This window comes from Candidatus Zixiibacteriota bacterium, assembly GCA_017999435.1.
In the GTDB taxonomy this organism is placed as follows: Bacteria; Zixibacteria; MSB-5A5; order GN15; family FEB-12; genus JAGNLV01.
This window is the reverse complement of sequence record JAGNLV010000001.1, coordinates 756,343-781,830: the sequence shown is the minus strand read 5'-3', so window position 1 is coordinate 781,830 and position 25,488 is coordinate 756,343. Positions and strand designations below refer to the sequence as shown.

The following is a 25,488-nucleotide window of genomic DNA, read 5'->3' as shown; positions in this document are numbered from 1 at the left end:
ACCAGCTGTGGCCAAGCCGATTTACCTCACGACGCCCATTTACTACGTCAACGACCGCCCGCACATCGGGCACGCCTACACCACGATCGCGGCCGACCTGCTCGCGCGCTTTCACCGCCTGGCCGGGCGCGAGGCGTTTTTCCTCACCGGCACCGACGAACACGGGACCAAGGTGGCCGAGGCGGCCGCCGCCGCCGGCATGACGCCCCAGGCGTTCTGCGACCGGACGGTGGAGACGTTCCGGCGCGCCTGGGAGAACCTCGCGATCGACTACGACTACTTCATCCGCACTACCTCGCCGCGCCACGCCCAGGCCGTGCACAGACTGCTCGACGCCATGCGCGCGGCGCGCACCGACGACGGCCGCGAGGCCGTCTACTCCGATTACTACGAGGGGCTCTACTGCACCGGCTGCGAGAAGTTCATCACCGAGAAGGAGCTGGTCGACGGCCTCTGCCCCGACCACAAGCGCCCGCCGGAGAAGCTCCGCGAGAAGAACTACTTCTTCCGCCTGTCCGCCTACCTGCCGAAGATCCGCGAGAAGATCCTCTCGGGCGAGCTGCGGATTTTGCCGGAGGAGCGCCGCCGCGAGGTGCTCGGCCTGATCGAGCAGGATCTGGGAGATTTCTCGATCTCCCGCGAACGGGTGAAGTGGGGAATCCCGCTGTCGTTCGACCGCACGCAGGTGGCCTACGTGTGGGTGGACGCGCTGTCGAACTACATCTCGGCGGTCGGGTACGGCGACGATCCGGCGGCGTTCGCGAAGTGGTGGACCAACGCTGAAGTCGTGCACCTGATGGCCAAGGACATCCTCAAGTTCCACTGCCTCTATTGGCCGGCGATGCTGATGGCGGCGGGAGTGCGGTTGCCGGACACGATGTTCCTGCACGGGTTTTTCACGGTCGACGGCGAGAAGATGTCGAAGTCGCTCGGGAACCAGATCGACCCGAACGCCATGGTCGCCCAGTTCGGGGCCGACGGCACCCGGTACCTGCTGCTCACTCAGTACCCGTTCGGGGTCGACGGGGACATCCAGGCCCAGCGGTTTGCGGCGCAGTACAACGCCGACCTCGCGAACGATCTGGGGAACCTCGTGTCGCGGGTGGTCAAGATGGTGCAGACGAATTTCGAGGGCCGGCTGCCGGGTCCGCACCGGGAGATTGCCGGGCTGCAGGAGCTGATGGAGGCGGCCGAGGCCGCGCCGGCCGCGGCCTACGAGCACATCCGGAATTTCCGGATCGGGCAGGCTGTCGCCGAGGGAATGAACCTCGTGCGGGCGGCCAACAAGTTCTTCAACGACCGCGTGCCGTGGCAGCTTGCCCGCGACGGGCGGCGCGACGAGATGGGCGGGATCCTCTACGCCTGTTGCGAGGTGATCCGGATTGTCTCGATCATCCTCGCCCCGGTGATGCCCAACAAGATGCGCGCGGTGCGCGGCATTTTCGGACTGGACGACGGGACGCTCACGCTCGACGCCGCGCGGGTGTTTTTCGCGCTGGAGCCGGGAACGCCAGTGGCCTTCGGCGAGGCGGTCTTCCCGCGGATCGCGCCGCCGCAGGAAGCGCCGCCCGCGACCGCGGCCGCGCCGCCGCCCGCGGAAGGCTCGGCCGACGGCCTCATCGATATCGCCGACTTCGGCCGCGTGCAGCTCCGGGTGGCCGAGGTGCTCCGCGCCGAGCGGGTCCCCGGAGCGGACCGGCTCCTCCGCCTGCAGATTTCACTCGGCGACGAGACCCGCCAGATTGTCGCCGGGGTGGCGGAGCACTACACGCCGGAGCAGATCACGGGCAGGCGCATCGTGGTCGTCGCCAACCTCAAGCCCGCGACCATCCGGGGGCTGGAGTCGCGGGGGATGCTGCTGGCGGCGAAAAAGGGGAAAGTGCTTCGGCTGGTCGTGCCCGACGGGGATCTTCCGCCGGGCGCCGCGATAAGCTGATGATCGACTCCCACTGCCATCTCGATTTCGCGGCTTTCGAGGGCCGGCGCGAGGAGGCGCTGGCCGACGCGCGGGCCGCCGGCGTCCACACTGTCATCAACATCGGGGTGGATCTGGCCGCCTCGGAGCGCTCGGTCGCGCTGGCCGAGCAGCACGCCATGGTGTACGCGACCGTGGGAGTGCATCCGCACGACGCCACGACGCTGGACGCGGACACGCTGGCGCGCCTGCGCGCGCTGGCCCGGCACGAAAAAGTGGTGGCGGTCGGCGAGATCGGGCTGGATTTCTTCCGCGACCGCTCGCCCCGCGAGACGCAGAAACGGGCCTTCCACCAGCAGCTTGAGCTGGCCATCGAGACCGCGCTCCCGGTCGTCATTCACACCCGCGAGGCATTCCGCGATACGGTTGCGATCGTGCGGGAGTATGCTCCCCGGCTGCGCGGCGGCGTGTTCCACTGTTTCCCTGGGGACATCGCCGAGGCGCGCGAGGCGATCGATCTCGGGTTCGTCATTTCCGTCGGAGGGGTGATCACGTTCGGCGATACGAAAATGGCGCGGGTGGCCCAGGCGGTTCCTTTGGATCGGATTATCCTGGAGACCGATGCCCCCTTCCTCACCCCCGCGCCGCACCGCGGCAAAACCAACTACCCGGCCTATGTCCGGTACGTCTACCGGCGGCTGGCCGAGCTCAAAGAACTCCCCGCCGCGCACCTCGAGCGGACGGTCGACGGGACGGTGCAGAAGCTGTTCGGGCTGGTCGAGACGCTGGAGGGGTGACCATGCCGGGGCATCGCCCGCAGAAGCGGCTGGGGCAGCACTTCCTGGTGTCGGCCGAAATTGTGCGGAAGCTGATCGATCTCATCGCGGCCTCGCCGGAGGACGTGATTGTCGAGATCGGGCCGGGGCGGGGGGCGCTGACCGTGCCGCTGGCGGCGAGCGGGGCGCGCGTGGTGGCCGTGGAGTTCGACCGCAACCTGGCCGGACCGCTGGCCGCGTCGCTCCGCGGCTATGCGCGGACCACCGTGCTCAACCAGGATTTCCTCGCTTTCGATCCGGAGCGCGCCGGGTTGGAGCGCTTCGTGCTCGTCGGGAATCTCCCCTACAACCTCACCTCGCCGGTGGTCGAGTGGGCCGTGCAGCGCCGGGCGCACATCCTCCGCGCGGTGTTCATGGTGCAGCGGGAAGTGGCCGCGCGGCTGTGCGCGGCGCCGGGGGGAAAAGACTGGTCGCCGCTGGGCATATTCACGCAGCTGGTGTTCGAGGCGCAGCGGCGGTTCGACGTGGGACCGGAGCATTTTCGCCCGCGACCGAAAGTGCACTCGGCGGTCGTGGAGCTTCGCCCGCGGACGGACGCGCCGGCGGCGCCGGAGGGGTTCGAACCGGTCGTGCGGGCGGCCTTCGCCCGACGGCGCAAGCAGCTGGTCAACAACCTCGCGCCCGCGCTCGTACCCGACGCCGCCGCGGCCCAGCGGGCGATCGCCGCCTGCGGTCTGCCGGCACAGGTGCGGGCCGAGCAGCTCACCACCGAGGACTTTTTCAATTTGACGCGCCGGTTGCGATCCGGTAGTATTGACTGACCGAACGAAAGCTCTAACCCAAGCCTTGCGGCGCAAGCGGAGGTCGGCGTGTCGTCACTGACGGTAAATGTAAATCTCATCGCCATGCTGCGCGAACTGCGGCGCCTGGAGGAGCCCGATCCGGCCCAGGCGGCCGTGCTGGCGGAACTCAACGGCGCGGAGGGGATCGCGGTCCAGGTGCGGCGCGACCGGCGCTTCGTCCGGGAGCGCGACCTCTACGTGCTCCAGGCGGTCGCCAAAACCAAGCTGGTGGTCGAGCTGCCGCCGGCCGACGACCTCATCGGGCGGATGATGGAGATCAAGCCGCACACGGTCGTGTTCGCCGCGGATCAGCCGGACCTCGAGGCGCAGGCCGCGCCGATCGATTTCAGCGCGCCGCAGGTCGATTTCCGCGATCTGACCGAGCGACTGGCCGCGGTCGGTGTGCAGGTCGCCTACCTCGTCGAGCCGGAGGCGGACCAGATCAAGGGCGCCTCCAAGGCTCGGGCCAACGCCGTGCTGATCGACTGCGGCGGCTACACGCGGGCCCGCCGGCGCGAGGAGGCCCAGCGCGAACTTGACCGGATCGACGAGGCCGGACGGCTGGCGGCCAAAGCGGAGCTCACGGTGATGCTCGGACGGGGAATCACCTACCGCAATGTCGCGCCCCTGGCGGAACTCGGTTATGTCGACGATTTCGTGATCGGGCAGGCGATCGCCGGCCGGGGGATGCTGGTCGGGTTCGGACAGGCGGTGCGGGAAATGGCGGCTCTCGTGCGCCGACAGGAACCGACCGCGAACTGAGCGGGCGGCGCTATGGCGGAAACCCGCGAGCTCACGATCACGGTTCCGGAGACGGTGGCCGCGGAGCGGGTGGATCGTTTCCTGGCGGCGCGGGCGGAGCTCAATCTCACGCGCAACCGGATCCAGCGGCTGATTGCCAAGGGGCTGATCACGGTCAACGGCGCGGCCGTCGCCAAGCGGCACGAAATCACGGCCGGCGACACGATCGCGCTGGTGATTCCGCCGCCGCCTCCGCGCGCGGTGATTCCCGAGGACCTCCCCCTGACGATTGTCTACGAGGACGAATTCCTCGCGGTGGTGAACAAGCCGGCGGGGATGATCGCGCACCCGGCCGCCGGGCGCCGTGCGGGGACGCTGGTCAACGCGCTCGTGCACCGCTACGGGACACTCGCGGCGGGATCGGCCGAGGACCGCCCGGGGATCGTGCACCGGCTCGACCGCGACACCACCGGGCTGCTGGTGGTGGCCCGCAACGACGACGTCTACCTCGCCCTGCAGAAAAAACTCCAGGCGCGCGAAATCCACCGCCACTACCTCGCCCTCGTGTGCGGGCACGTGCGCGAGGAGGAGGGGACGATCGACGCGCCGATCGGGCGCTCGACGGCCGGCCGCCGGAAGATGCAGGTGAACGGCATTCGGGCGCGGCAGGCGGTCACCCACTACCGCCTGAAAGACCGCTTCCGCTCCTACGATCTGCTCGAGGTGCGCCTCGAGACGGGGCGGACCCACCAGATCCGCGTGCACCTGGCGCACCTCGGCCACCCCGTGTTCGGCGACCCGGACTACGGCGGCCGGGAGTCATGGCATCGGGGGATCCACGGTCCGGAGCGGCCGCTGGCGGCGCGCCTGCTGGCTGTCATGAATCGTCAGGCGCTCCACGCGTTCCGGCTGGCGTTTACGCACCCCGCCACCGGCGAGGCGCTCCGGTTCGAGGCGCCGCCGCCGGAGGATTTCGCCGAACTGTTGCGCCTGCTCGACGCCGAGGGGCGGTGAGGGAGTTTTCGGTGGCGCCCGCACCGCCCGGGCCCTATCTTGGCGCATGGACGACACCAAGCGCATCACCGAGGCCAATCGCAGAGCCTGGAACGAGGCGACGCCGCTCCACCAGCGGCACCGCACGGTCGATCTCAGAGCGAAATTCGCCGAACCGGGGTATTCCTGCCTCGATCCGATCGAAACGGCGAAACTGCTTCAGATCGGACTGGCGGGACAGCGCGTCGCGCAATTGTGCTGCAACAACGGGCGCGAAATCCTCTCTCTGGTAAACCTCGGGGCGGCCGAGGGAGTCGGGTTCGACATCTCCGATGCCGCGATCGCCGAGGCCGAGGAACTGGCCCGCATCGCCGGCGCCAACTGCCGGTTCGTGCGCACCGACGTGTACGACACCGGGCGGGAGTGGGACGGCCGGTTCGACCTCGTCTACATCACGATTGGGGCGCTCTCCTGGCTGCCCGACCTCGGCCGATTTTTCGGCGTTGCCGCCCGCCTGCTCGCCCCGGGCGCGGCCCTGGCGGTCTACGAACAGCACCCCTTCCTGTATCTCTTCCCGACGCCGGGGGACCCCGAGTACGACTCCGAGAACGAGCTGACCGCGGTCTTCTCGTATTTTCGGACCGCGCCGTGGGAGGAGACGCAGGGGATCGACTACATCGGCGGCACCACCTATGCGAGTCCGACCAGCTACAGCCACACGCAGAAGATTTCGGATATTCTCAATCCGATCCTCAGAAGCGGGCTGATGCTGAGGGAGTTTCACGAGTACCCGCACGACATATCGCTCGTGTGGCGCCATTTGGAGAAATACCACGTTGTCCCGCTGTGCTACCTGCTGGTGGCGCACAAGCCGAAGGACGGTGCTCCGGCGGGGCCATGACAATCGCGCATCGCAGTCTGGGCTGCTGAGGGTTTCGGCGCCGTCATGCAGTGACGGGATCTCAGAAGTCTGGGCCGGATAATGATCAGAGCGGAACCAGACAGGAGGACGACATGAGCCGGGTGAAAAACGGAGATACCGTCACCGTCCACTACACGGGGCGGCTGGCCGATGGAACAGTATTCGACAGCTCGCGCGAACGCGAACCGCTGGTGGTGAACGTGGGCTCCGGCGATGTGATCGCCGGTTTCGAGAAGGGGCTGGTGGGGATGGCTGTGGGGGAGACGCGCACCCTTTCGCTGGAGCCGGAAGAGGCCTACGGCGACCACCGCGACGACCTCGTGGTCCAGGTCGAGACCGGGCAGTTCCCCGACCACATCACGCCGCGAATCGGCGAGCAGCTCCAGGTGCGGCAGCCGGACGGCAGCGTCGTGGAAGTCGAGATCACGAATATTGAGGACGGTCTGGTGACGCTCGACGCCAACCATCCGCTCGCCGGCGAACGCCTCCTGTTCGACGTCGAGATCATGGGGATCGGGTAGCGGGCGGCCGGCCGGCGCATCGCACGGGCCAACGTGCGAGGCGCCGCGGGGTCCGGCGGGCTCAGCCGCGGAGAAAGGCGGCGAAAGGCTTGCGCGCCGGCGGCGGCGCCGCGCGCTCCTTCGGATAACCCAGCGGCGTGACCGTGGCGAGGAAGTGCCCCGGCGGGAGGCCGAGGCGGGCCTTGATCTCCGGCGCATCCATGTTTCCCATCCAGCACGTCCCGAGACCGTAAAACCACGCCGCGAGCAGGAAATGGTACGCGGCAATAGCGCCGTCGACGGCCGGGTAGGGGCTGACGGTGGTATCGACGCTCACCGCGACCGCCGCCGGCGCCCGGCCGATCGGGGCGGTCGCCTCCTGCCGGCTGGCGGCCAGATAGCGCAGCGTCTCGGGATCGCGGATAATCCGGTAACACTGCGGCTGGCGGTTCCAGGCGCTCGGAGCAAAACGGCAACTCTCGATGATGCGTTCGATCACGTCGTCGGGGACGGGATCGGGCGCGAATTCGCGGACGCTGCGGCGGGTCGCCAACAGATCGTCGCCGCTGCGGAACTGGGCCACGGGATCGGCGAAATGCTGGAATTCGAGCCCCCGGCCCTCCGGGTCGCGGGCGAAGAACTGGTAGATGCGGTAGGTCTCGTTGAGCCGCGGCGGCCCATCGGCGGTATCCCGGTGGCGGGCGTACAGGCGGTCGACCTCGGCGGGAGTGTCGTAGAAGAAGGTGAGGAGAACGTCCGTCTGCGGGCGCTCGCGGGCGCACAAGCCGAACAGGAAATTGTCGTGGCGGAGTATGACGCACCCCGGCTGATCGAGCCACCGGCGGCAGTCGAGGCGGGCGATGTAGAAGGCCGCTGTCCGCTCCAGGTCCCCCGTGCGCAAAAAGAGAATGCCGCTCATGGTGTCAGGGCGCAACCGCTCGCCCGAGCCCGTCCCTCTCAGCGGTCGCCGAATAGGAGCGCGAGCACGATCACGAGGCCGATCACGACCACCATGGATGTGATAACGACCGCCGCCATCCGCCCCTCGCCGATCCCGTAGTTCGTGCGGTACGGATCGAACGGCAGCAGATGATCGTTGGCGCGGCGGTCGGTGCGGCGTTTGAAACGGATGCGGTTGTTGTCGAACTTTTCGATCATCTCCCAGCCCGCCTGCGCCTCGTCGCGGCGGAGCTGCTCAACCTTCTCCGGCTTGCTGAAAGCGCCGGTCAGGGAGCGGACGATTTTGAACTCCCAGCCCTCCAGGTCATCGGAACGATACGTGGTCAAGACTTCCTCCTCCTGGCGTTCCTGTTCTTGCTTCGCCTGCGCCGCAATCACCGCGGCCCCTCCGGCACTCATTCTGCACCTCCGGTTTGAAACAATTACGCCGCGTGCGCCGGGTCTATTCAAGAAAAAAGATTGCTGGTTGACACGAGGGGACCAAATGCGCGAGTATCGGGGGTGGTTCGGGAACAGGCGGGGGCGCCCCCGGGCGGCTGCATTCGGCGCCTTCCCGGTACGCGGCCCGCTTGCAGGGAAAAGGAGAGATGCGCCCGCGGCCGGCGGGCGACGCGGCAATGGCACCGCTGGTCACGATAGTGGAATGGTGGCGGAGGCACCCCCGCCTGGTGCAGGGATATACGTCCCGGCGGCTGGGCAACCTGTCCTACCGCACCGCGCCGGCGGCCGAGGCGGCCGAGCGGCGGGTGCGTCTGGCGGCCGAACTGGGGATCGATCCCGGCCGGATGTTCTCGATTCCCCTCGGGCACACCAACCGCGTGGTTGTGCTCCGCGATGATTCCTTTCTCGCCCGCCGCGACCGCCGGGGATATGTGGAACCGGAGGCCGACGAGATCCTGGCCTGGCCGGTGCTGACCCCCGAGGCGTACGCCGCGATGCCGCACGACCGGGAGTATGCCGACGGGGTGGTGTTCGCGGCCGCGAACGTCTACGCCCTCGTGATCACGGCCGATTGCGCCGCCGTCGGATTCTACGACCCCGTGCGCCAGGCAGCCGGGAACGCCCACGTCGGGCTCCTCGGGGCCGTGAACGAACTTCCGAAGGGGATGGTCGCGGCGCTGGTCGAGAGTTTCGGCAGCCGCCCGGCCGATATCGAGGCGGTGATATTTCCTTGCATCCGGCCCTGCCATTATGCAACCGCCAACTCCCAAACCTGGCTGCGCATCCGCGAACGCGTGCACGCCGCCTTCGGAGAGGACAATCCCCTGTTTGCCTCGGGGTACTTCGACCTGCCCGGCATGGTGCGCTCCCAACTGCGCGCCTCGGGGCTGCTCGAGGAGCACATCTTCGACGTCGGCCTGTGCACGGTGTGCAACGCCGATACCCTCTTCTCCCACGTGGCCGCCGGATCGGCCGAGGCCCAGGCGCGGGAAGGACGCTTCGGGGCGGTCATGGGGTTCCGCCCCGAGGCGCCGGGCGGTCCCACAGGCGGTGGCCGGTGAGCGGGAATTTTGTTGACGCCCGGTGCGGGCAGGTGTACCCATGAGCTCCATGAATCACGATGATCCGCCCCCCGGCCTTCCCGAACGGCTCCTCCGCTACCATCTGCCGGTGCTCCTCTACGCCGGCGGGATAATCGCCCTCTCTTCGATCAGAGACTTTCGCCCTCCCGATTTGCCGATCCCCTCGCTTGACAAGGTCGTCCATCTGCTGGAGTACGCAGTGTTTGCGTACCTCGTGTTTCGGTCGTTCTACCATATGGGGCGCTCTCCGCGACTCGGCCGGGCCCTGCTGTGGTCTGCACTTTTTGTAACTTTCTTTGCACTGGCGGATGAAATGTATCAGCGCTATGTGCCGGGGCGCCATTCCGACTGGCGGGATTTTGTCGTCGATGTCCTCGGGGCGCTCCTGGTGCTGGGGATACTCGGGATCTACCGGTGGCGGAGGCGGCGCAGATCTTATTAAGATTTTTCGGGCGCGCCGGCCGTGAACCTTTTTAGTCAATTCTCTTGACAATCAGCTTGGCGGCCATATATTTGGTAGAGTCTGATAGCGACTGAACGGGTAGTCGTCTGTGGCGGACACCGTTTTCAAATTGGTCCAACTAGAGCGTTGAAACGCAAGGTCTGCACAAAAAGGGAAGGTCGGTCGGACCACGGAGCAGAGCGGCCGGCAGAAGATCCGGTCGTGGAACGCCATTTGCGTGCAGGACTCTGAATGATCCTGCGCCGGCTAACGGTATCCGCAGCGAGGCAGACGCAAGGACAGACGAAGCTTTGCGCGGGGTTGTAGAGAGAACTCACCGGATACCGACGGAGTGAGGCGGCCTGCCGAATTGCGGATGGCGGCGGAGAGATTGCGCGGCCGACGTCCCGCATGGAACGAAGAAAACAAAAACGCGAATTTGCGAACAATCAACAAGTTTATGGTACCAGACGTTCAGAGTGAAGGGAGAGCAGAAGTATGAAATTGCGCCTACTCATGGCTCTTGTTGTGGCACTCGGGCTCTCGGCCGGGTCGGTCCTGGCCCAGGCGCCGCCCCCACAGGATCCATTCGGGACCATGGATACGGTCGCCCTGGTGGCGGTTGGCGATCCCGCCAGCGGCCATTTCCAGGTGGAGCTGTGGGTGTACAGCGACGAAGATATCGGTGGGGCGACCACCGGGTTCGTTTGGGACAATGCGAAAGTGCAGATGGACAGCGCCAAGGCTTCGGCACTGACGGCCGGCGCTTTCACTCTCGGAACATTCTTCTACGAGCAGTCGAATATCACCCTGACCAACAGCAACCGGCGATTCCTCTTCGGCGGTTTGGCTTTCACTTCGGCGCTGCCCGGCGACGTGTCAACTCGCCGTCTCTGGGCGACGTACTACTTCAACACCACGGGCTGGACGGGATCTGATAACGTCACCTTCGAGACCCAGGTCTGGGGTATCGGGACCGACTATTCGTACGTCGAGTTCAACACGAACGAGGAATTCTATCCGGTGTGGATGGGGGCCCTCACAATTCCACCTCCGTCGCTAAATGACCCGCCGGTGCTGGCGGCGATCGGAGCGAAGTCAGTCAACGAGGGGGCGCTGCTGTCGTTCGGCGTCAGCGCCACCGATCCGAACGGCGACGCCATCACTCTCACGGCGAGCCCGCTGCCGACGGGAGCGAATTTCACCGACAACGGCAACGGGACGGGGACCTTCAGTTGGACTCCGAATTTCACGCAGGCGAACGTCTACAACATCAAGTTCAAAGCCGTGGACTCGAAGAACGCGTCAGACAGCGAGATTGTCGCGATCACCGTCAACAATGTAAATCAGGCGCCGGTGCTGAATGCGATTGGGCCGAAGTCGGTTGACGAGGGCGCGCTGCTCACCTTCCCCGTGAGCGCGAGCGATCCGGATGGGACGATCCCGGCGCTCTCGGCGACCAATCTTCCCGCCGGGGCAAGCTTCACCGATAACGGCAACGGGACGGGGACTTTCAGTTGGACCCCGAACTTCACGCAGGCGGGCGTCTTCAACGTGACGTTTGCGGCGAGCGACGGCGTGTTGACGGATGACGAGATCGTCGCGATCACGGTCAGCAACGTGAACCAGGCGCCGGTGCTGGCGGCCATCGGGCCGCAGTCGACGCCGGTTGAGGTGCTGCTATCGTTTGGCGTGAGTGCAACCGATCCGGACGGCACGATCCCGACGCTGTCGGCGACGAATCTTCCGACCGGCGCAAGCTTCACCGATAACGGCGACGGGACCGGGACGTTCGACTGGACGCCGGCGATCGGCCAGGAAGGCGTGCACAATGTGACGTTCACGGCGAGCGACGGCGTGTTGACGGACGACGAAATCGTCGCGATCACGGTGACGGGCGGCGCGAACGAGGCGCCGGTGCTCAACGCGATCGGCGGCAAGACGATCGACGAGAACGCGCTTTTGCAGTTCACCGTGTCGGCGAGCGATCCCGACGGCGGTTTCCCGGAGCTGACGGCCGAGGACCTTCCGACGGGCGCGACTTTTGTCGACAGCCTGAACGGGGTCGGCCTGTTCACCTGGACGCCGGATTTCACGCAGGCGGGTGTCTACAACGTGCGCTTCATCGCCAGCGACGGCCTGCTGGCCGATTCCGAACTGGTCGAGATCACGGTGAACAACGTGAACCGGCCGCCGGTGTTGATTACGATGGCGGAAGACACGACGATCGACGAATGCGGCTCGGCGTCGTTCTGGTTCGACGCGACCGACCCTGATGGCGGGGTGCTGACGTTCTCGGCGGACGGGCTCGTCGCGAACATGGCGTTCGATCAGCTCGATTCCGGGGCGCTGTTCACGTTCAATCCGGACACGACGCAGGCCGGTTCCTACACGGTGACGGTGCGCGTGCAGGATGCCTTGCTGGCGACCGACTCCGTGATATTCACGATCACGGTTGAGGAGTGCACAACTCCGCCGCCGTGTGTCGACCTTATTCTCTCCGACACGGTTCTTTTCATCCATGACACGATCACCTTTGCGGACGGGCCCTACGGCTTCCGCGTGGTGACGGTAGGCAGCACCGGGCCCGGCGCCGGGTGCTTCATCGTGCTCGACACGACGGCCTGGCTGAGCGCGACGCCGCCGGAGACGTGCACCCCGGCGAATGTGACGATCAGCTATGACGCTACCGGCCTGCCGGCGGGCGACTACTACGGCATCGTCATGTTCCAGGGCGACGCGACCGTGTGCGAGCCGCGCACCTACTACGTCATGGTGGCGTTGCAGCTGGTGGACACGACGACGGTTCCCGAAGGAGCCGACACGTTGTTTGTCGGGATCGTGCCTGCGGCGCCGGGCGCCGAGGTGGTGGTGCCGATGGAATTCACCAACTCGTGCGATCTGTTCAGCGCGCAGGCGACCCTGGAGTGGAACCCGGCCTACCTGACGCTTGACTCGGTCGGGTTCGAGGGCTCGCGCCTCGACGATTTCCCGGTGAAGGCGGTTGATATTTTCGCCGGCCATGCGGTCATTTCGGCCGATTTCGGCGGGTCTGCGCCGATGGTCGGCCCCGGGTTCGGCGGCTTCGCGAACCTCTACCTGACCGTGGCGCCGGGTGCGCCTGTAGGCTTCCACGAAATCTCGATCGTGACTCCGACGGAGGACACGTATTTCGGGATCAACTGCGGCGGTCCGGACCTGTTCATCCCGCCCGTTCCGGAGAACGGCGGCGTGGCGATCGATACCTCGACGGCGTTCACCTGCGGCTACGTGGTCGACACTGCCGGCGACCCGATCGCCGGCGCGACCGTCGAGATGTGGTCGGGTTTCCCCGGCATGGGCCCGGAAGCCTCGACGACCTCCGGGGCCGATGGTTACTTTGAATTCACTACTGAGCTTGTCTACGGCCAGTTCGACCTGTGGGCCTACAAAGAGGGTTACTACCCCGGGCTCATCGAAAACGTGAACTGGGGCGAGACGGGCATCATGATTGTGCTGACGCCCTACGCGCCGGTCTACCCGACCCTCTACTGGGTCGACTTCTACTGCGACGCGAACACCTATTTCGGGTCGCCGCTGCCGATCGGATCGGTGATTGACGCCTATGATCCGGACGGCGTGCGGTGCGGCTCGTGGTTCGTGAAGGAGGCCGGCAAGTACGGCTTCATGCCGGTGTACGGCGAGGAAGAGTGGAACGAGGGCGACCAGGGCGCCGAGCCGGGCGACGAAATCCGGTTCTTCATCAACGGCGTCGAAGCGGAGGCGACTGGCAACACCCTGTGGGCCAACGCACCGACGGTTCCCCAGATGGTCTGCCTGAACCTCGACGTCTGCCGCCAGGTGTGCGATCTCACGGCTGGCTGGAACCTCGTGAGCTGGTCGATCGACACCGAATCCGACGACATCGAGGCGGCCCTGGCCTCGATCGCGCCCCACATCCAGCTCGTCCTGGGCTTCGAACAGGGCGGCCTCACCTACGATCCGACGCTGCCCCAGTTCTCGACGCTGTGGTATGTGGACCACCTCTCGGGATACTGGATCAAGGTGGACGCGGACGTCGAGATGGTGATCGAGGGCAACTGCGCGAATGTGTCGACGCCGATCACGGTGACGCCGGGCTGGAACCTCGTGTCGTACCTGCCCCACGTGGCGATGCCGACCCCCGACGCGCTGACGTCGATCTACGACGATCTCATGGTGGCGCTGGGGTTTGACGGCGGCGCCCTGATCTACGTGCCGAGCGACAGCGGGTTCAACACGCTCGACGAGATGGCGCCGTGCTTCGGGTACTGGGTGAAAGTCGACGCCCCTGGCGAGCTGATCTACCCGTCGGACGGGCCGGTCGTGTTCGCTCAGCAGCGCCAGCCGCTCGGACATCCCCTGCCCAAGGCGGCCGAGGGTGTCACGGCGACGACGCAGTGGATGAACCTCTACGCGCAGAAGCTGACGGTTGACGGCGCGGTGGTCCCGACGGGGGCCCGGGTCGAGGCGTTCACGCTCGACGGGCACCGGATCGGCAGCAGCCAGGTGCGGGCCGACGGTTTGTTCGGGTTTATGCCGGTATACGCCGACGACCCGAACACGAGCGCGGTTGACGGTCTCCGGACGGGCGAGCCGTTCACGCTGACGGTCAATGGCGCGGCCACTGCCGAGACCTTCGTCTTCACAGGCCACGGCACCAATCTTGAGGTGAGCGGCCTGACGGCGAAGGCGGGCGAGGAGCCGACGATGCCGGGGACCTACGCACTGGCGCAGAACTATCCGAACCCGTTCAACCCGACGACCACGATCGAGTTCAGTTTGCCCAAGGAGACCCGGGCCAAGGTCGAGGTGTTCAACGTGCTGGGCGAGCTGGTGGCGACGCCGTTTGACGGCACCGCCGCGGCCGGCACCACCTCGGTGACCTGGGACGGCCGTTCGCGGACGGGCTCCCCGGTGGCCTCGGGTGTGTACTTCTATCGTCTCAGTGCCGATAACTACACCGAGACGAAGAAGATGATGCTGATGAAGTAGGCGGCGATCCTGCTTCCTCAGAATGTCGAGTAGAAACCGGCCGGCCGCGGGCATCCGCGGCCGGTCGGCGCAGAGAAGGTGCTATGGTGAAAAGACGATTCGTGCGGCTCCTGATTGTGGCGGCGGCGGCCGCGCTCCCGACGAGCCCGCTCTGGGCGCAGGGGATCATCCCGACGCCCTACTCGGACCAGTTCAAAGGCACGGTGATGATCAACGGCCAGCCCGCGCCGGTCGGGACCGTGATCGACGCCTTTGACCCGGACGGGGTGAACAATGGGCGCGACACCACCCGCTTCGGCGGGCTGTTCGGCTACTTCGCCGCGTACGGCGATGACGTGTCGAATACGCCGGCGCTCGACGAGGGGGCGCGCGAAAACGACCCGATTACGTTCCGAATTCTCGGGCGGCCGGCGGCGATCGACAGCGGCGACGCCACCTGGAACAACATGGACACCAGCACCGTGCACCTCTCGGTGTCCGGGGTGACGATCGGCCTGCTGCTGGTCGACGCCCCCCTGACGGGAGTCGGCTCCCCCCGGGATACGGTCCGGTTCGAAGTGGGCATCCGCAACACCGGCAACATCCGCGACTTCTACGACATCATCGTTGAGCAGTCCAAAGTGCCGGCCTGGGGGGTCATCTACCCGGCGGAGTTGGTCTACAACGGCCCGGATTCCACCGCCTACCTGTGGTTCGATGTCGTGGTGGCGGATTTCCCCGGCGAACCGCCGCTCAACCACCTGACCTACACGGTGCGGTCGCGGATCGACACCACGGCCACGGCCTCGGGGACGGTGGATCTCGATGTCGACGTGGTCGGCACGGAGGACCGCGACGAGCTGCTCCCGGGTGCCTTCGCCCTCGCCCAGAACTACCCGAACCCGTTCAACCCGACGACGACCATCGCCTTCACCCTGCCCCGCGCTTCGACGGTGCGGCTGGAGGTCTACAATACCCTGGGGCGCCTCGTAGAGGAGCGCGACCTGGGAACCTACCCGGTTGGGGACCACGCGGTGGCTTTCGATGGAACCTCGTTGGCCAGCGGCGTGTACCTCTACCGCGTGGCGACCGAGTATGGGTCGGCGTCGCGGAAGATGGTCCTGATGAAATAGGGGCGGGATCAAGAGTGCCAGTTGAAAAAAACCCCGGTTGACACCGGGGTTTTTTTGTGCTTTTATAGATGCTCGGTGCGACCTTTCCGGCCCGGCCGTACAGCCGGGCGGTCGCCCGGATGAGAACTGCCGAAGAGAGAGGAATGCGACGTGGCGCTCGTGATACAGGCGGTGGGGAAAACCGATGTGGGGCTGGTCCGGAAAGGGAACGAAGACAACCTGTATCTGGATGACCGGAACCACCTGTACGTTGTGTGCGACGGCATGGGGGGCCACCAGGCGGGCGAGGTCGCGTCGATGTCGGCGGTCACGACTCTCGAGACCGTGCACAACCAGCTCCGGCGGGAGATTCTCGGCGACGAGCGGCTCAGCCCCGGGCGCGCGCTTCCCGACGAAACCAACCTCCTCCTGCGCGCGATCCGCCTGGCCAACCGGGAGATCTACGGCAAGGCGGCCGCGAACTCCAGCATGGCGGGCATGGGCACCACGATTGTCGCGATCGCCTTCGAGCACGACCTGGCGGGCATCGCCCACGTGGGCGACAGCCGCGCCTATCGCCTCGAGGCGCGCCGCCTCGTCCCTCTGACCGCGGACCACTCCTGGGTGAGCGAGATGCAGGCCGCCCACAACCTGTCGGCGCAGGAAGCGGAGTCGCTGGTCGGGCGGAACGTCATCACGCGCGCCCTCGGCGTGCGCGAGGCGGTCGAGGTCGATTGCCGCCTCGTCCGGGTGAAACCGGGCGACATTCTCCTGATGTGCTCCGACGGACTCTGCGGGTTTGCCGACGACGATGAGATTTTCGAGGCCGCCCACCGGTTGCGCGACGACCTGAAGAAGATGGTGGACGCCCTCGTGCAGTTCGCCAATGACCGCGGCGGCAACGACAACGTGACGGTGGTGGCGATGCGGGTGATGGAGGCCAAAGCGACCGATATCCCCGAACTGCCGGTGTTCACGCTGACCGCCGAGTCGCGCGAGGTGCTGGCGGCCGAGGATGAGTGGCTGCCGAAAATCCGCGAGGCGGCGGAGGCCTTGCACGCCGGCGGAAAACGCCAAAAAAAAAAGTAGGCCGCTCCTCGGGTGGCTTTCGGGGCTGGTGGTGATCTGGGGGGTGGTGGCGGCGGTTCTCGGCGCCGCCCGCGGGCGCTGATTCTCACGTCAATTCAGGTGAAGACCGCGCCGGGAGACGGCCGGGGGCGGGGAAAAAAGCCTTGACATTCCGGGGCGGCGGCGTTACTAATTGAACCGCACCGACAAAGTGGAAATGCGCCCATAGCTCAATTGGATAGAGCGTCTGACTACGGATCAGAAGGTTGGGGGTTCAAGTCCTCCTGGGCGTATTTTGTTTTGTTCGGTCGCGCGCTGGAGCCGCCGCGCGAGCGAATCGCCGCGCCCCGCGCCCTTCAGTCCTTCACGCAGCGCACGGCATTCCCGCTCTTCTTGCCGCTGTAATCGTGCACCATCTCGGGGCGGTTGTAGCCCAGGTTGCGGTTCCAGGCCTGATCGGAGAAGTACTGGTGCGGGGTGGCGGTCCAGAACCCGGCGCCATAGTGGATTCCGTTGAAGTCACCCATCCCGCCGCGATAGCCGCCCGGGAGCCCGGAGAAGCCGCTCTCGTTGGTGGCGCCGGCGTTCGGATCGGCCCAGTACGCAGTGCCCGCGGCTTTCAGTTTCCCGCCGGCCACCGCACCGCCGCCGAGCGAGTCGACCAGTTCCTGCCACTCGGAATCGGTGGCCACGTGCCACCCGGCGGGAGCCAAACCGCGGGCGTCGCCGACCGCAAACCAGTTGTACAGCCGACCGTAGATTGCCACATTGGCCGGGTCGTTGGCGTACTCGCAACAGGCGCCGCTCGCCAGAGCATTCCAGGCGGTGGGATCGGTAACGTCGGAAACGGGGTCGCCGTTGCGGTAATGCGTGACCTTGAGGTTCTCGGCCATCCACCACCGGTTGAAGATCTTGACCGTTTGGTAGGTGTTGCCGTCGTAGTCGGCGACGGTTCCCAATGTCGCGAACGGCACGTCCTCGCCGTAGCCGGTGCCGGCGCGGTTGGTCGCATACGCCCGCATGTGATAGCTCTCTCCGCCGCTCAATCCGGTCAGAGAGCTTGTGAAACTTCCGACCCCGATGCCGTCGGACGTGGTGTCGTCGGCAATCGTCGGGTCGGCGCTCGTGCGCCAGCACACGCCGCGGGCGGTCACTTCGGCGCCGCCATCGGCGGTGACCGTCCCGCCGCAGGTCGCCGTCGTGGACCCAACGGCGCTGACCGCGGACGTGGTCACGGTCGGGATTGTCGGTTGGTCGGGGTTGGTGGAATCGTCGTCCCCCGAGCATGCCCAGAACACCAGGGCCGTTGCCGCCAGGACGCCGGCCGGCAGCCAGGTCGCTTTCATGATATCACCTCCGTCTTGACCGTAACAGCCGCACTCAGCGAAACAAACACGCGGCGAGCTCAGTTGTCAAGCGCGGCGAGCCGGCAAATGACGGCCCCGGGAGTGGGGACCCGCGAAGGCGTCAGAGCTCCTGGGAGCTGAACGTGTCCCCCTGGGTGATATCGCCGGATTCGTATCCCCGTCGGAACCACCGGACGCGCTGCTCCGAGGTGCCGTGCGTGAAAGCATCGGGGACGACATACCCCTGGGTTTGCCTCATGATGCGGTCGTCGCCGACGGCGGCCGCCGCGTTAATGCCCTCTTCGATGTCTCCCGACTCCAGGAGATTGGCGGTGCGCTCCGCAAAGTGGGCCCACACGCCGGCCAGGAAATCGGCCTGAAGTTCCATCCGGACCGTGAGCCGGTTGAACTCCGCCTCGCTCATGCGCTCCCGCTGGCCCATCACTTGGTCGGAGATACCGAGGAGGTTCTGCACATGGTGGCCGACCTCGTGGGCAATGACATAAGCGAGCGCGAAATCGCCGTGGGCGCCGAGCTGCGCCTGCATTTCCTTGAAGAAGCTCAGGTCGATGTAGACGCGCTCGTCGGCCGGGCAGTAGAACGGTCCTGCGGAAGCGCCGGCATAACCGCAGGCCGACGAGATCTGGTCTGAGAAGAGCACGAGTTTGGGCTCGCGGTAGGACTGCCCGGCCTGCTGAAAGAGACGATTCCAGACATCTTCAGTCTCGGCCAGAATGACGCCGACGAACTGGCCCTCCTGCCGCTCCTCATCGCTAAGCTCCGCCGTGCTCCCGGCGGGCACTTCCACTCCCGTCTGCTGCAGCGACTGCATCACTTCATCGGGATTGCCCCCGAGGACAAGGAAGAGGACGACGGCGAGAATCCCGCCCAGACCCCCGCCCACGGCGAGACCTCGGCCGCCGATTCCCCGCCGGTCTTCGACGTTATCACTGGTTCGCCGACCCTGCCATCTCATATCGCAATCCTTTCGTTGCGGCCGTTCATGCGATCGGGCCATCGCGGATCGCCCATTGCGGCTGGCCGCGCCGGGCTCTGGAGTCATTATAGCCTGCGCGGTCCTCATTGTCAAACGCTCGCTCGTCGCAGCCGCGCGCGTCGCATCCGCCTGAGTCAGCTCAGGCGGGCATGTCCGACTGCGCCTCCGGCGGAGTGCGAACCGTCTGGGCCAGGGCGAAATCGACGGCGGCGCGGCAATGGAGACGGAGAGTGTCGATCAGGGGAATTTCGACATCCTCAGGCGCGACGAGCAGCGGCAGTTCCGTACAGCCCAGGACGACGGCCTCCGCGCCGCCGTCGGCGAGGCCGGCGATGATCCTCCGGAACCGGTCTTTCGCCCGATCGGAGACCACGTTTTTCAGAAGCTCGGTCAGAATGGTCGTGTGGATGAATGCGCAATCGTCGCGGTCGGGCACCCGCACGCGGATGCCGCGGCGCCGGAGAACGTCTTTGTAGAAGTTCTCCTCCATCGTCATGCGGGTGCCGAGGAGACCGACGGTGGAGAAATGCCGGCGGCTGATTTCATCCGCGGCGGCCTCGGCGACGTTGACGAGGGGGAGGCGGGTGCAACCCGCGAGCTCCTCTGCGAATTGGTGCAGGGTGTTGGCGCACAGGACAAGGCACTCGGCCCCGGCGCGTTCGAGGGAATCGGCGGCGGCGCGCACCAGCCCAAAAACCCCCCGGGCGTCCCCCGCCCGGTTCAGCGCATCAATGTCGGCGTAATCGAACGAATAGAGGAGACAGCGGGCGGCGTGGAGGCCGCCCCGCCGCTCGTTGGTCAGCTCGTTGATGAGGCGGTAGTAGGCGCAGGTGGACACCCATCCCGTGCCGCCGATCAAACCGATCACTTTCATCTCGGCCGCCGTCCGCGTCAGAGAATGCGGTTGCCCCGGTAGCGGAAGCAGTCGCCGCCGTTTTCGGCCAGGCCCGTCTGCACCGTCAGGCCGCTCCGCTTCAGACCGTCGCTGAACGCCCGGAACCGGTACTCGCTGTTCATCGCGTGCTGCGGGAAGTACACCGCCGGCGAGAGTTTCTGCAGGGCGTACACAACGCCCTCGCGCACTGATTCGGGGGTCCCCAGGCTGCAGCCCAGAATCGGCAGAAAGGCGAGGTCGATGGGGGCGCCGAGAGAGGCGAGGTAATCGATTTCATCGGTGTAGGGCGCATGGAGACCGACCTGGCCGTTGGCGTGGTCCCCGGCGTGAAAGATCACCACCCCGTCGACCTCCACCAGGAACCCGACCCCGGCGTCGGTTGCGTCAATCGTCCGGACGCGCATGCCGTCGATCACCTCATCGCTCCGCGGACCCAGGTAGCGATGCGCCGGAGCGCCGTCCTGGCGGTGGCCGAGCACGTAGCTGATGTCCGGAATCGCGTTCCGCCAGGCGAAAATCGAAGTGTCGTAGTGGTCGCGGTGTTCGTGCGAGGAGAACACCATCACCTTGAGATCCTTGATCTCAGACGGGTCGATCCGGCCGTTGGCGAGGCAGGGCGAATCGGGATTGCACGGGGGAAGGGCGTAATCGAAGATGAGGAAGTGGCGGGCCGTCCGGATCGCCCAGCCGGAGTGGTTCAGGTACCACACCACCGCTTCTTTCTCACCCAGGGTCGCCGCCAGCAGGTCCGGGGGATCGGCCTCGCTCTCGGCCGGGAGCGGCGCCGCGCCGGCGTCCCTCAGGAGAGCGGCCACCGACGGGTTGGCGTAGTGAACGGCGTAGTAGAGCGGCGTGCGCCCGCTCCGGTCCTGGGCGGCCGGCGGCACGCCGTGGTCGAGAAGCACCCGTGCCAGGGCGGAGTCGCCGCGGATCGCGGCGATGTGGAGCATGGTCCGGCCGTAGTCGGCATCGGTGAACTCGGGGTCCGCCCCGGCCTGAAGGAGAATCCCGGCGATTTCGTCGTTCCCCTGCACTGCGGCGGACTGGAGCGCGGGACCGGACAGCCGCCCGTGGTAATTCACGTCTGCGCCGCGGCCGACAAGCAGGCGCACGAGGTCGGCGTGGCCCGCCAGCACCGCGATCGACAGCGGCGTGTGCGTCGAGTCGGTGCGGGCGTTGACGTCGGCTCCGTGATCGAGCAACCACCGCACCATGTCGACGGTCCCCCAGCAGGCGTTGGTGAGCGGCGTCACGCCCCAGTTGTCGCGCGCGTCGATGGCCAGCCCGGCCGCGACCAGCGCCCCGGCCAGCACCGTGTCGCCGCGGAAAACCGCGGTGTGGAGGCGGGTTTCGCCCTGCTCGTTGCGGTACTGGACGTCGGCTCCCTGGGCGATCAGGCGGAGGGCGATGGACGTGAAACCGTTGGCGGCGGCGAAATAGAGCGCGTCGCGTCCGTCGCCGTTGCGCGCATTAATGTCGAACTCCTGGGCGAGGAGGTACGCCGCCAGCGAGTCGGCGCCGATCGAGGCGGCGATGTGCAGGCAGTTGGAGCCGCGCGCGCTCGTCTCGTACAGGGGCGCGCCGTGCGCAACCAGACAGCGCACCATCTCGAGGTTCCCCCGCCGCGCCGCCGAGATCAGCGGGGTCTCGCCGTTGATGTCCCGGGCGGCTGCCTGGGCGCCCCGCTCGGCCAAGAGGCGGACGGCGTCCAGGTGGTTGCGCATCGCCGCGATCGTCAGCGGGCTCGTGTTCTCGCGGTCGCCGATGTTGATGTCCGCTCCCTCGGCGAGCAGGAGTTCGATCATGGCGGTGCGGCCCTGGAGCGCCGCGACGTGGAGGGGCAAATTCTGGGCGCTGTCGCGCGCATTGATCAGGGACGGATCGGCGGCCAGCAGAACGCGAACGCGCTCGACATCGCCGGCCGCGACCGCATCGTGGATCTCGGCCGCCGGCAGCCGGACTGCCGCCAGCAGAACCACGGCGGCGCAAAGGGCAAAGGTTCTTCCTGTCATATCTGTCCTGCCCATGGATAGGGTCCTCGGGACGAGGCGTTTTGTTTAAATGTTATGACGCGGGGCAAAGCGGATTGTTCAGTCTATCACCGCGCCGGCGTCGGCGTACTTTCTGCCCCGGCAGGAAACAGCCCCGCTCTCTGCATTCAGGCGGGAGCGAACGTCTTTAATGCGGACTATTTGTATACGGATTGGCACGCCGGCGCCGCCAGGATGGCACGACCGGACGGGCGCCGCCGGGCGAGCCGCGCCCGGCGGCGAATCAGTCTGGACTCAAGGCCGGCCGCTAGCGGACAGCCTGGCGGTAAATGGCATCGATGATCTCGGCCGGCGACCGCGGCGCCGACACAGCGGCCTCATCGGGAAACTCCGCCCTCGCCTTGTCCGGTGCGTTCCAGCCCCAGATGAAGGTGTGTGCAGGCGCGCTGAAACTGATCAGGCGTCCGGTCAGCCAGCCGCCGGAGAAGTTGCTCCCCACCGATGGATTCGGGCCGGTAAAACCGGAAAGCTCGACCGAAATGAGCTGGAGGGAATCCGGATAAAGGACCGGTCGCACCGTGTAGGACGTGTCGGCTGTCCAGTCCGTGACCAGGGACTGGCGGGTCACGGCGTTGGCGCGATTGAAGAACGTAAGCATGAGGGCGTAAAACTGGGCGTGCTCGATCCGCTGCCAGACGATGGTCACCGATTCGCCGGGGGCCACCGTGTCCTCGCCGGGAACAGGGCTGATGATCTGCGCTTCAGAATCGCGGGGATCGAGCATGACCACATCGCACACCGCCTGGCGGCCGGGTCCCCAAATCTCAAGGCGGGCGACGTCGCCTGAAGAATACAGGAAGGAGCCGCCGGCCGATTCGCTGAACCCTATCTGCCAGTGGCGACGGCCGGGGGCGTCCTGGAACCAGTTGTAGTCCGTGGGCCGCGTCATGAGCGAATCGCCGAGGCGGATGGAATCGATGCTCGGAACAATACCCCCATAACCGTAGATAACGGCGTTCACGATAGCCTGGGGGTTGACTGTTATGCTGCCGTCAACAAAACCCGCCGGCGTCGCCGGGCAGTCGGCGCAGCTCTCGTCGTCGCTGCAGCCGAGCGGCAGCAGCAGGAAGACAGCCAGGGCTGAAAGAACGATCAAAACGCGCTGCATGAGAAGCCTCCTTGTGATGAGCCCGGCTCGCGGCATTTCCCACGGCGTGCGACCGGGCCGCAAGTTACGCTCAAGAACGAAACATGGCGCGGAGGGGGACAGCAAGGAAAATCGGCGGCGAGTTCTTCTGTAATCAATCGGTGGCCAGCCCGGCCAACAGCAGGCCGCCGGGCCGAAACCCGGCGGCGGTGCGCGTGGTGCGAGGACGAGAAGCAGCAGTCTACTTTGCGGCCTGGCGATAGATTCCGTCAATGATCTCGGCGGGGGAGAGCCGTTGCGAAGCGGCTAGGTCATCCGGTAGCGTCTTGATCGACTTGTCCGGCTCATTCCAGCCATGTAGCATTGTGCTCGCGGGGCCGCCGAAACTGATGAGTCGCCCCGCCAGCCACCCGCCGGCGAAGTTGCTTCCGACAGCCGGGTTCGGGCCTGTAAAGGGTGTGATTTCAACTATGAGAGCCGCCAGAGAATCGGGGTACAGGGTTGGACCAACAGTATAGGCAGTGTCGGCGGTCCAGTCGGTGACATTCGATTCGCGGGTCACGCCGTTGGCGAAATCGATGAATCTGAGTTGTACCGCGTAGTACTGGGCGTCCAGCGCTCGATGCCAGATGACGGCGGCCGACTCATCCGGGGCAATGGTCTCCGTTCCGGGAAGAGGGCTGATCATATCGGCAGCGGACTCATTGGGATCGAGCACGACCACATCGCAGTAAGCCAAGCGGCCGGGTCCCCAGATCTCGATGTGCGCCACGTCGCCGGGCGAATACATGACGTCGCCGCTGATGTTCTCGTAGAAGGATATGCGCCAGAGAGGATTCGCGGGAGCGCTCATCGCAACATAGTAATCGCCGGACGACGTCAGGAGCGAATCACCCAGCCGGATGGAGTCGACCGTTGGGAGGATGCTCCCGTAACCGTTGATCGTGGCCGACAACGACACCTGCGGAGTCACGTGAACTGTGCCGTTAACGAAGCCTGCGGGAGTCGCGTGCTCGGGACAGTCCGCGCAGTCATCGCTGCAGCCGAGCGGCAGCAGGCTGACCGCCACAGCGGAGAGAACAAGAACGATGCGCTGCATGAGAAATCTCCTGGTGATGAGTTGTATCTACACCGGTTTCGGAGAAACCGAACCGAACGGCAAACCACATGATAGAACGAGACCGCCTGCCCCTCCGGCGAGCAAGATAAAACGGCGGCCATTCCGTCTCTGACCGGTTTCACCGCACGGATTTGCCACTTCACCGCCGGATGGGAGTAAACAGGCGGCGGTGAATTTGCCGCGAGAGACAGGCAGTTACTCGGCAGCCTGCCGGTAGACTGCCTCGACAATCTCGGCGGGCGTCCGCTGCGGGAAGAGCGTCTCCCCGGCCGGGAGTGCCGACTTCGTAATCGGGGGAGGATTCCACCCTACGATGGCCGTCTCAGCCCCGTACCCTACACTGACAATCCGTCCGGACAACCACGCCCCGAGTACGTTGCTGCCGGCGGCGGGGTTGGGGCCGGTGAACGGGACCACCCGAACCGAGAACTGAGCGAGTGAGGGAGGATACAGACTGGGCGACACAGTGAACGAGGTGTCGGCGGTCCAGTCGAACCGGTCGGAGAACGTGAAAACATCGCCCACGCGGTTGGCAAGGATGACCTGCACGGCATAGAACTGGGCATGCTCCACGCGGTTCCAGAACACGATGGCGGGTTCACCCGGGGCGACGGTATCGGTCCCGGGGTAGGGATCGGTGATGAATAACTGCGTCAGATTGGGGTCGAGGAGCGGGAGATCACAAGTGGCGAGACGCCCCTCACTCCAGAATTCGAGGTGGGCCGTATCGCCTTGGGTATACATGTAGTCCGGGCCGGTGTCTTCGGTGCAGTAGATCGTCCAGTAGGGGTTGACCGGCTCGCTCCGATACGAGTAGAAGAAATCCTTGTTAAAAACCAGTAGCGAATCGCCGACGCGCGCTGAGTCGAGCGTGGGCAGGATACTCCCATCGCCGAAAATCAAGGCTTCAAAGTAAACGCCCGGGTGCAGGTCAATGCTGCCTTGAATGAACCCGACCGGCGTCACGGGCGCCGGACACTCCGCGCAGTCGTCATCGCTGCACCCGAGGGGCAACAGTGCGACCACCACGGCGGAAAGGACGATCATGGTCCGCTTCATGAGTTACCTCCTGTGAAGGATATATGGCCGAGATGGTTTCCGTGAAACAGTACCGTTCAACGGAATCTCCTGCGGAAAAATGAATTCGCGCCACGAGTTGCGGCAACACAAAAACGCGGCCGGGCACAACGGCGCAGCGGGTTGTCG

The 25,488-nt window shown here is 66.0% G+C and carries 21 protein-coding genes and 1 tRNA gene; 13 read left to right on the top strand and 9 right to left on the bottom strand.

Features of this window, described 5'->3' with window-relative positions; translation table 11 throughout:
- The first annotated feature begins 7 nt into the window (after positions 1 to 7).
- The 7 genes from metG to KA261_03385 all read left to right on the top strand — a co-directional run bounded on the left by metG (position 8) and on the right by KA261_03385 (position 6,710).
- Complete coding sequence (gene metG, locus KA261_03415) at positions 8 to 1,936, top strand: methionine--tRNA ligase (GenBank protein ID MBP7696834.1); 1,929 nt, start codon at positions 8 to 10, stop codon at positions 1,934 to 1,936.
- A complete protein-coding gene (locus tag KA261_03410; GenBank protein MBP7696833.1) occupies positions 1,936 to 2,712 on the top strand; it encodes a TatD family hydrolase in 777 nt (258 codons plus the stop codon). The genes metG and KA261_03410 overlap by 1 nt, the downstream gene beginning before the upstream one ends.
- 2 nt (positions 2,713 to 2,714) lie before the next feature.
- A complete protein-coding gene (gene rsmA, locus KA261_03405) occupies positions 2,715 to 3,512 on the top strand; it encodes a ribosomal RNA small subunit methyltransferase A (protein ID MBP7696832.1) in 798 nt (265 codons plus the stop codon).
- A 48-nt stretch (positions 3,513 to 3,560) separates the two neighbouring features.
- A complete protein-coding gene (locus KA261_03400) occupies positions 3,561 to 4,295 on the top strand; it encodes a pyridoxine 5'-phosphate synthase (protein MBP7696831.1) in 735 nt (244 codons plus the stop codon).
- A gap of 12 nt (positions 4,296 to 4,307) precedes the next feature.
- Positions 4,308 to 5,288, top strand: coding sequence for an RluA family pseudouridine synthase (locus KA261_03395; protein MBP7696830.1), 981 nt, complete (start codon positions 4,308 to 4,310; stop codon positions 5,286 to 5,288).
- Between the two features lie 46 nt (positions 5,289 to 5,334).
- Entirely contained in the window at positions 5,335 to 6,168 is an 834-nt protein-coding gene (locus KA261_03390) for a class I SAM-dependent methyltransferase (GenBank protein ID MBP7696829.1), read from the top strand.
- A 113-nt stretch (positions 6,169 to 6,281) separates the two neighbouring features.
- Entirely contained in the window at positions 6,282 to 6,710 is a 429-nt protein-coding gene (locus tag KA261_03385) for a peptidylprolyl isomerase (GenBank protein MBP7696828.1), read from the top strand.
- 61 nt (positions 6,711 to 6,771) lie between these two features.
- Here the strand turns inward: KA261_03385 and KA261_03380 are convergent, their stop codons facing one another.
- Both KA261_03380 and KA261_03375 read right to left on the bottom strand, forming a co-directional pair.
- Positions 6,772 to 7,608 (bottom strand): nitroreductase family protein, encoded by an 837-nt coding sequence (locus KA261_03380; GenBank protein MBP7696827.1) that lies wholly within the window; start codon positions 7,606 to 7,608, stop codon positions 6,772 to 6,774.
- Between the two features lie 38 nt (positions 7,609 to 7,646).
- On the bottom strand, positions 7,647 to 7,976 hold the full coding sequence (locus KA261_03375) for a hypothetical protein (GenBank protein MBP7696826.1): 330 nt from the start codon (positions 7,974 to 7,976) through the stop codon (positions 7,647 to 7,649).
- Between the two features lie 290 nt (positions 7,977 to 8,266).
- Between KA261_03375 and KA261_03370 the strand changes: the two genes are divergently transcribed.
- From KA261_03370 to KA261_03345, 6 genes are all read left to right on the top strand, one after another.
- Positions 8,267 to 9,151, top strand: coding sequence for a polyphenol oxidase family protein (locus KA261_03370; GenBank protein MBP7696825.1), 885 nt, complete (start codon positions 8,267 to 8,269; stop codon positions 9,149 to 9,151).
- 40 nt (positions 9,152 to 9,191) lie between these two features.
- Positions 9,192 to 9,614: a VanZ family protein gene (locus KA261_03365; protein ID MBP7696824.1), complete on the top strand. Its 423-nt coding sequence runs from the start codon at positions 9,192 to 9,194 to the stop codon at positions 9,612 to 9,614.
- A 498-nt stretch (positions 9,615 to 10,112) separates the two neighbouring features.
- The gene (locus tag KA261_03360; protein MBP7696823.1) at positions 10,113 to 14,627 is read left to right on the top strand and encodes a tandem-95 repeat protein; all 4,515 of its coding nucleotides are present in this window, start codon (positions 10,113 to 10,115) and stop codon (positions 14,625 to 14,627) included.
- 83 nt (positions 14,628 to 14,710) lie between these two features.
- Positions 14,711 to 15,739, top strand: coding sequence for a T9SS type A sorting domain-containing protein (locus KA261_03355; GenBank protein ID MBP7696822.1), 1,029 nt, complete (start codon positions 14,711 to 14,713; stop codon positions 15,737 to 15,739).
- A gap of 150 nt (positions 15,740 to 15,889) precedes the next feature.
- Positions 15,890 to 16,807 (top strand): Stp1/IreP family PP2C-type Ser/Thr phosphatase, encoded by a 918-nt coding sequence (locus KA261_03350; protein MBP7696821.1) that lies wholly within the window; start codon positions 15,890 to 15,892, stop codon positions 16,805 to 16,807.
- Positions 16,808 to 17,005: 198 nt separating this feature from the next.
- A tRNA-Arg gene (locus KA261_03345) sits at positions 17,006 to 17,079 on the top strand.
- 63 nt (positions 17,080 to 17,142) lie between these two features.
- Here the strand turns inward: KA261_03345 and KA261_03340 are convergent.
- From KA261_03340 to KA261_03310, 7 genes are all read right to left on the bottom strand, one after another.
- Positions 17,143 to 17,808, bottom strand: coding sequence for a fibrobacter succinogenes major paralogous domain-containing protein (locus tag KA261_03340; GenBank protein ID MBP7696820.1), 666 nt, complete (start codon positions 17,806 to 17,808; stop codon positions 17,143 to 17,145).
- Between the two features lie 445 nt (positions 17,809 to 18,253).
- Entirely contained in the window at positions 18,254 to 19,108 is an 855-nt protein-coding gene (locus KA261_03335; protein MBP7696819.1) for a zinc metallopeptidase, read from the bottom strand.
- A gap of 160 nt (positions 19,109 to 19,268) precedes the next feature.
- On the bottom strand, positions 19,269 to 20,003 hold the full coding sequence (locus tag KA261_03330; protein MBP7696818.1) for an amino acid racemase: 735 nt from the start codon (positions 20,001 to 20,003) through the stop codon (positions 19,269 to 19,271).
- 17 nt (positions 20,004 to 20,020) lie between these two features.
- Positions 20,021 to 22,036 carry an ankyrin repeat domain-containing protein gene (locus tag KA261_03325; protein ID MBP7696817.1) on the bottom strand — a complete coding sequence of 672 codons (2,016 nt, stop codon included), beginning with the start codon at positions 22,034 to 22,036 and terminating at the stop codon, positions 20,021 to 20,023.
- Between the two features lie 286 nt (positions 22,037 to 22,322).
- On the bottom strand, positions 22,323 to 23,183 hold the full coding sequence (locus KA261_03320) for a hypothetical protein (GenBank protein MBP7696816.1): 861 nt from the start codon (positions 23,181 to 23,183) through the stop codon (positions 22,323 to 22,325).
- 220 nt (positions 23,184 to 23,403) lie between these two features.
- Positions 23,404 to 24,261 carry a hypothetical protein gene (locus KA261_03315; GenBank protein ID MBP7696815.1) on the bottom strand — a complete coding sequence of 286 codons (858 nt, stop codon included), beginning with the start codon at positions 24,259 to 24,261 and terminating at the stop codon, positions 23,404 to 23,406.
- 216 nt (positions 24,262 to 24,477) lie between these two features.
- Positions 24,478 to 25,341 (bottom strand): hypothetical protein, encoded by an 864-nt coding sequence (locus KA261_03310; protein ID MBP7696814.1) that lies wholly within the window; start codon positions 25,339 to 25,341, stop codon positions 24,478 to 24,480.
- Positions 25,342 to 25,488: the final 147 nt, after the last annotated feature.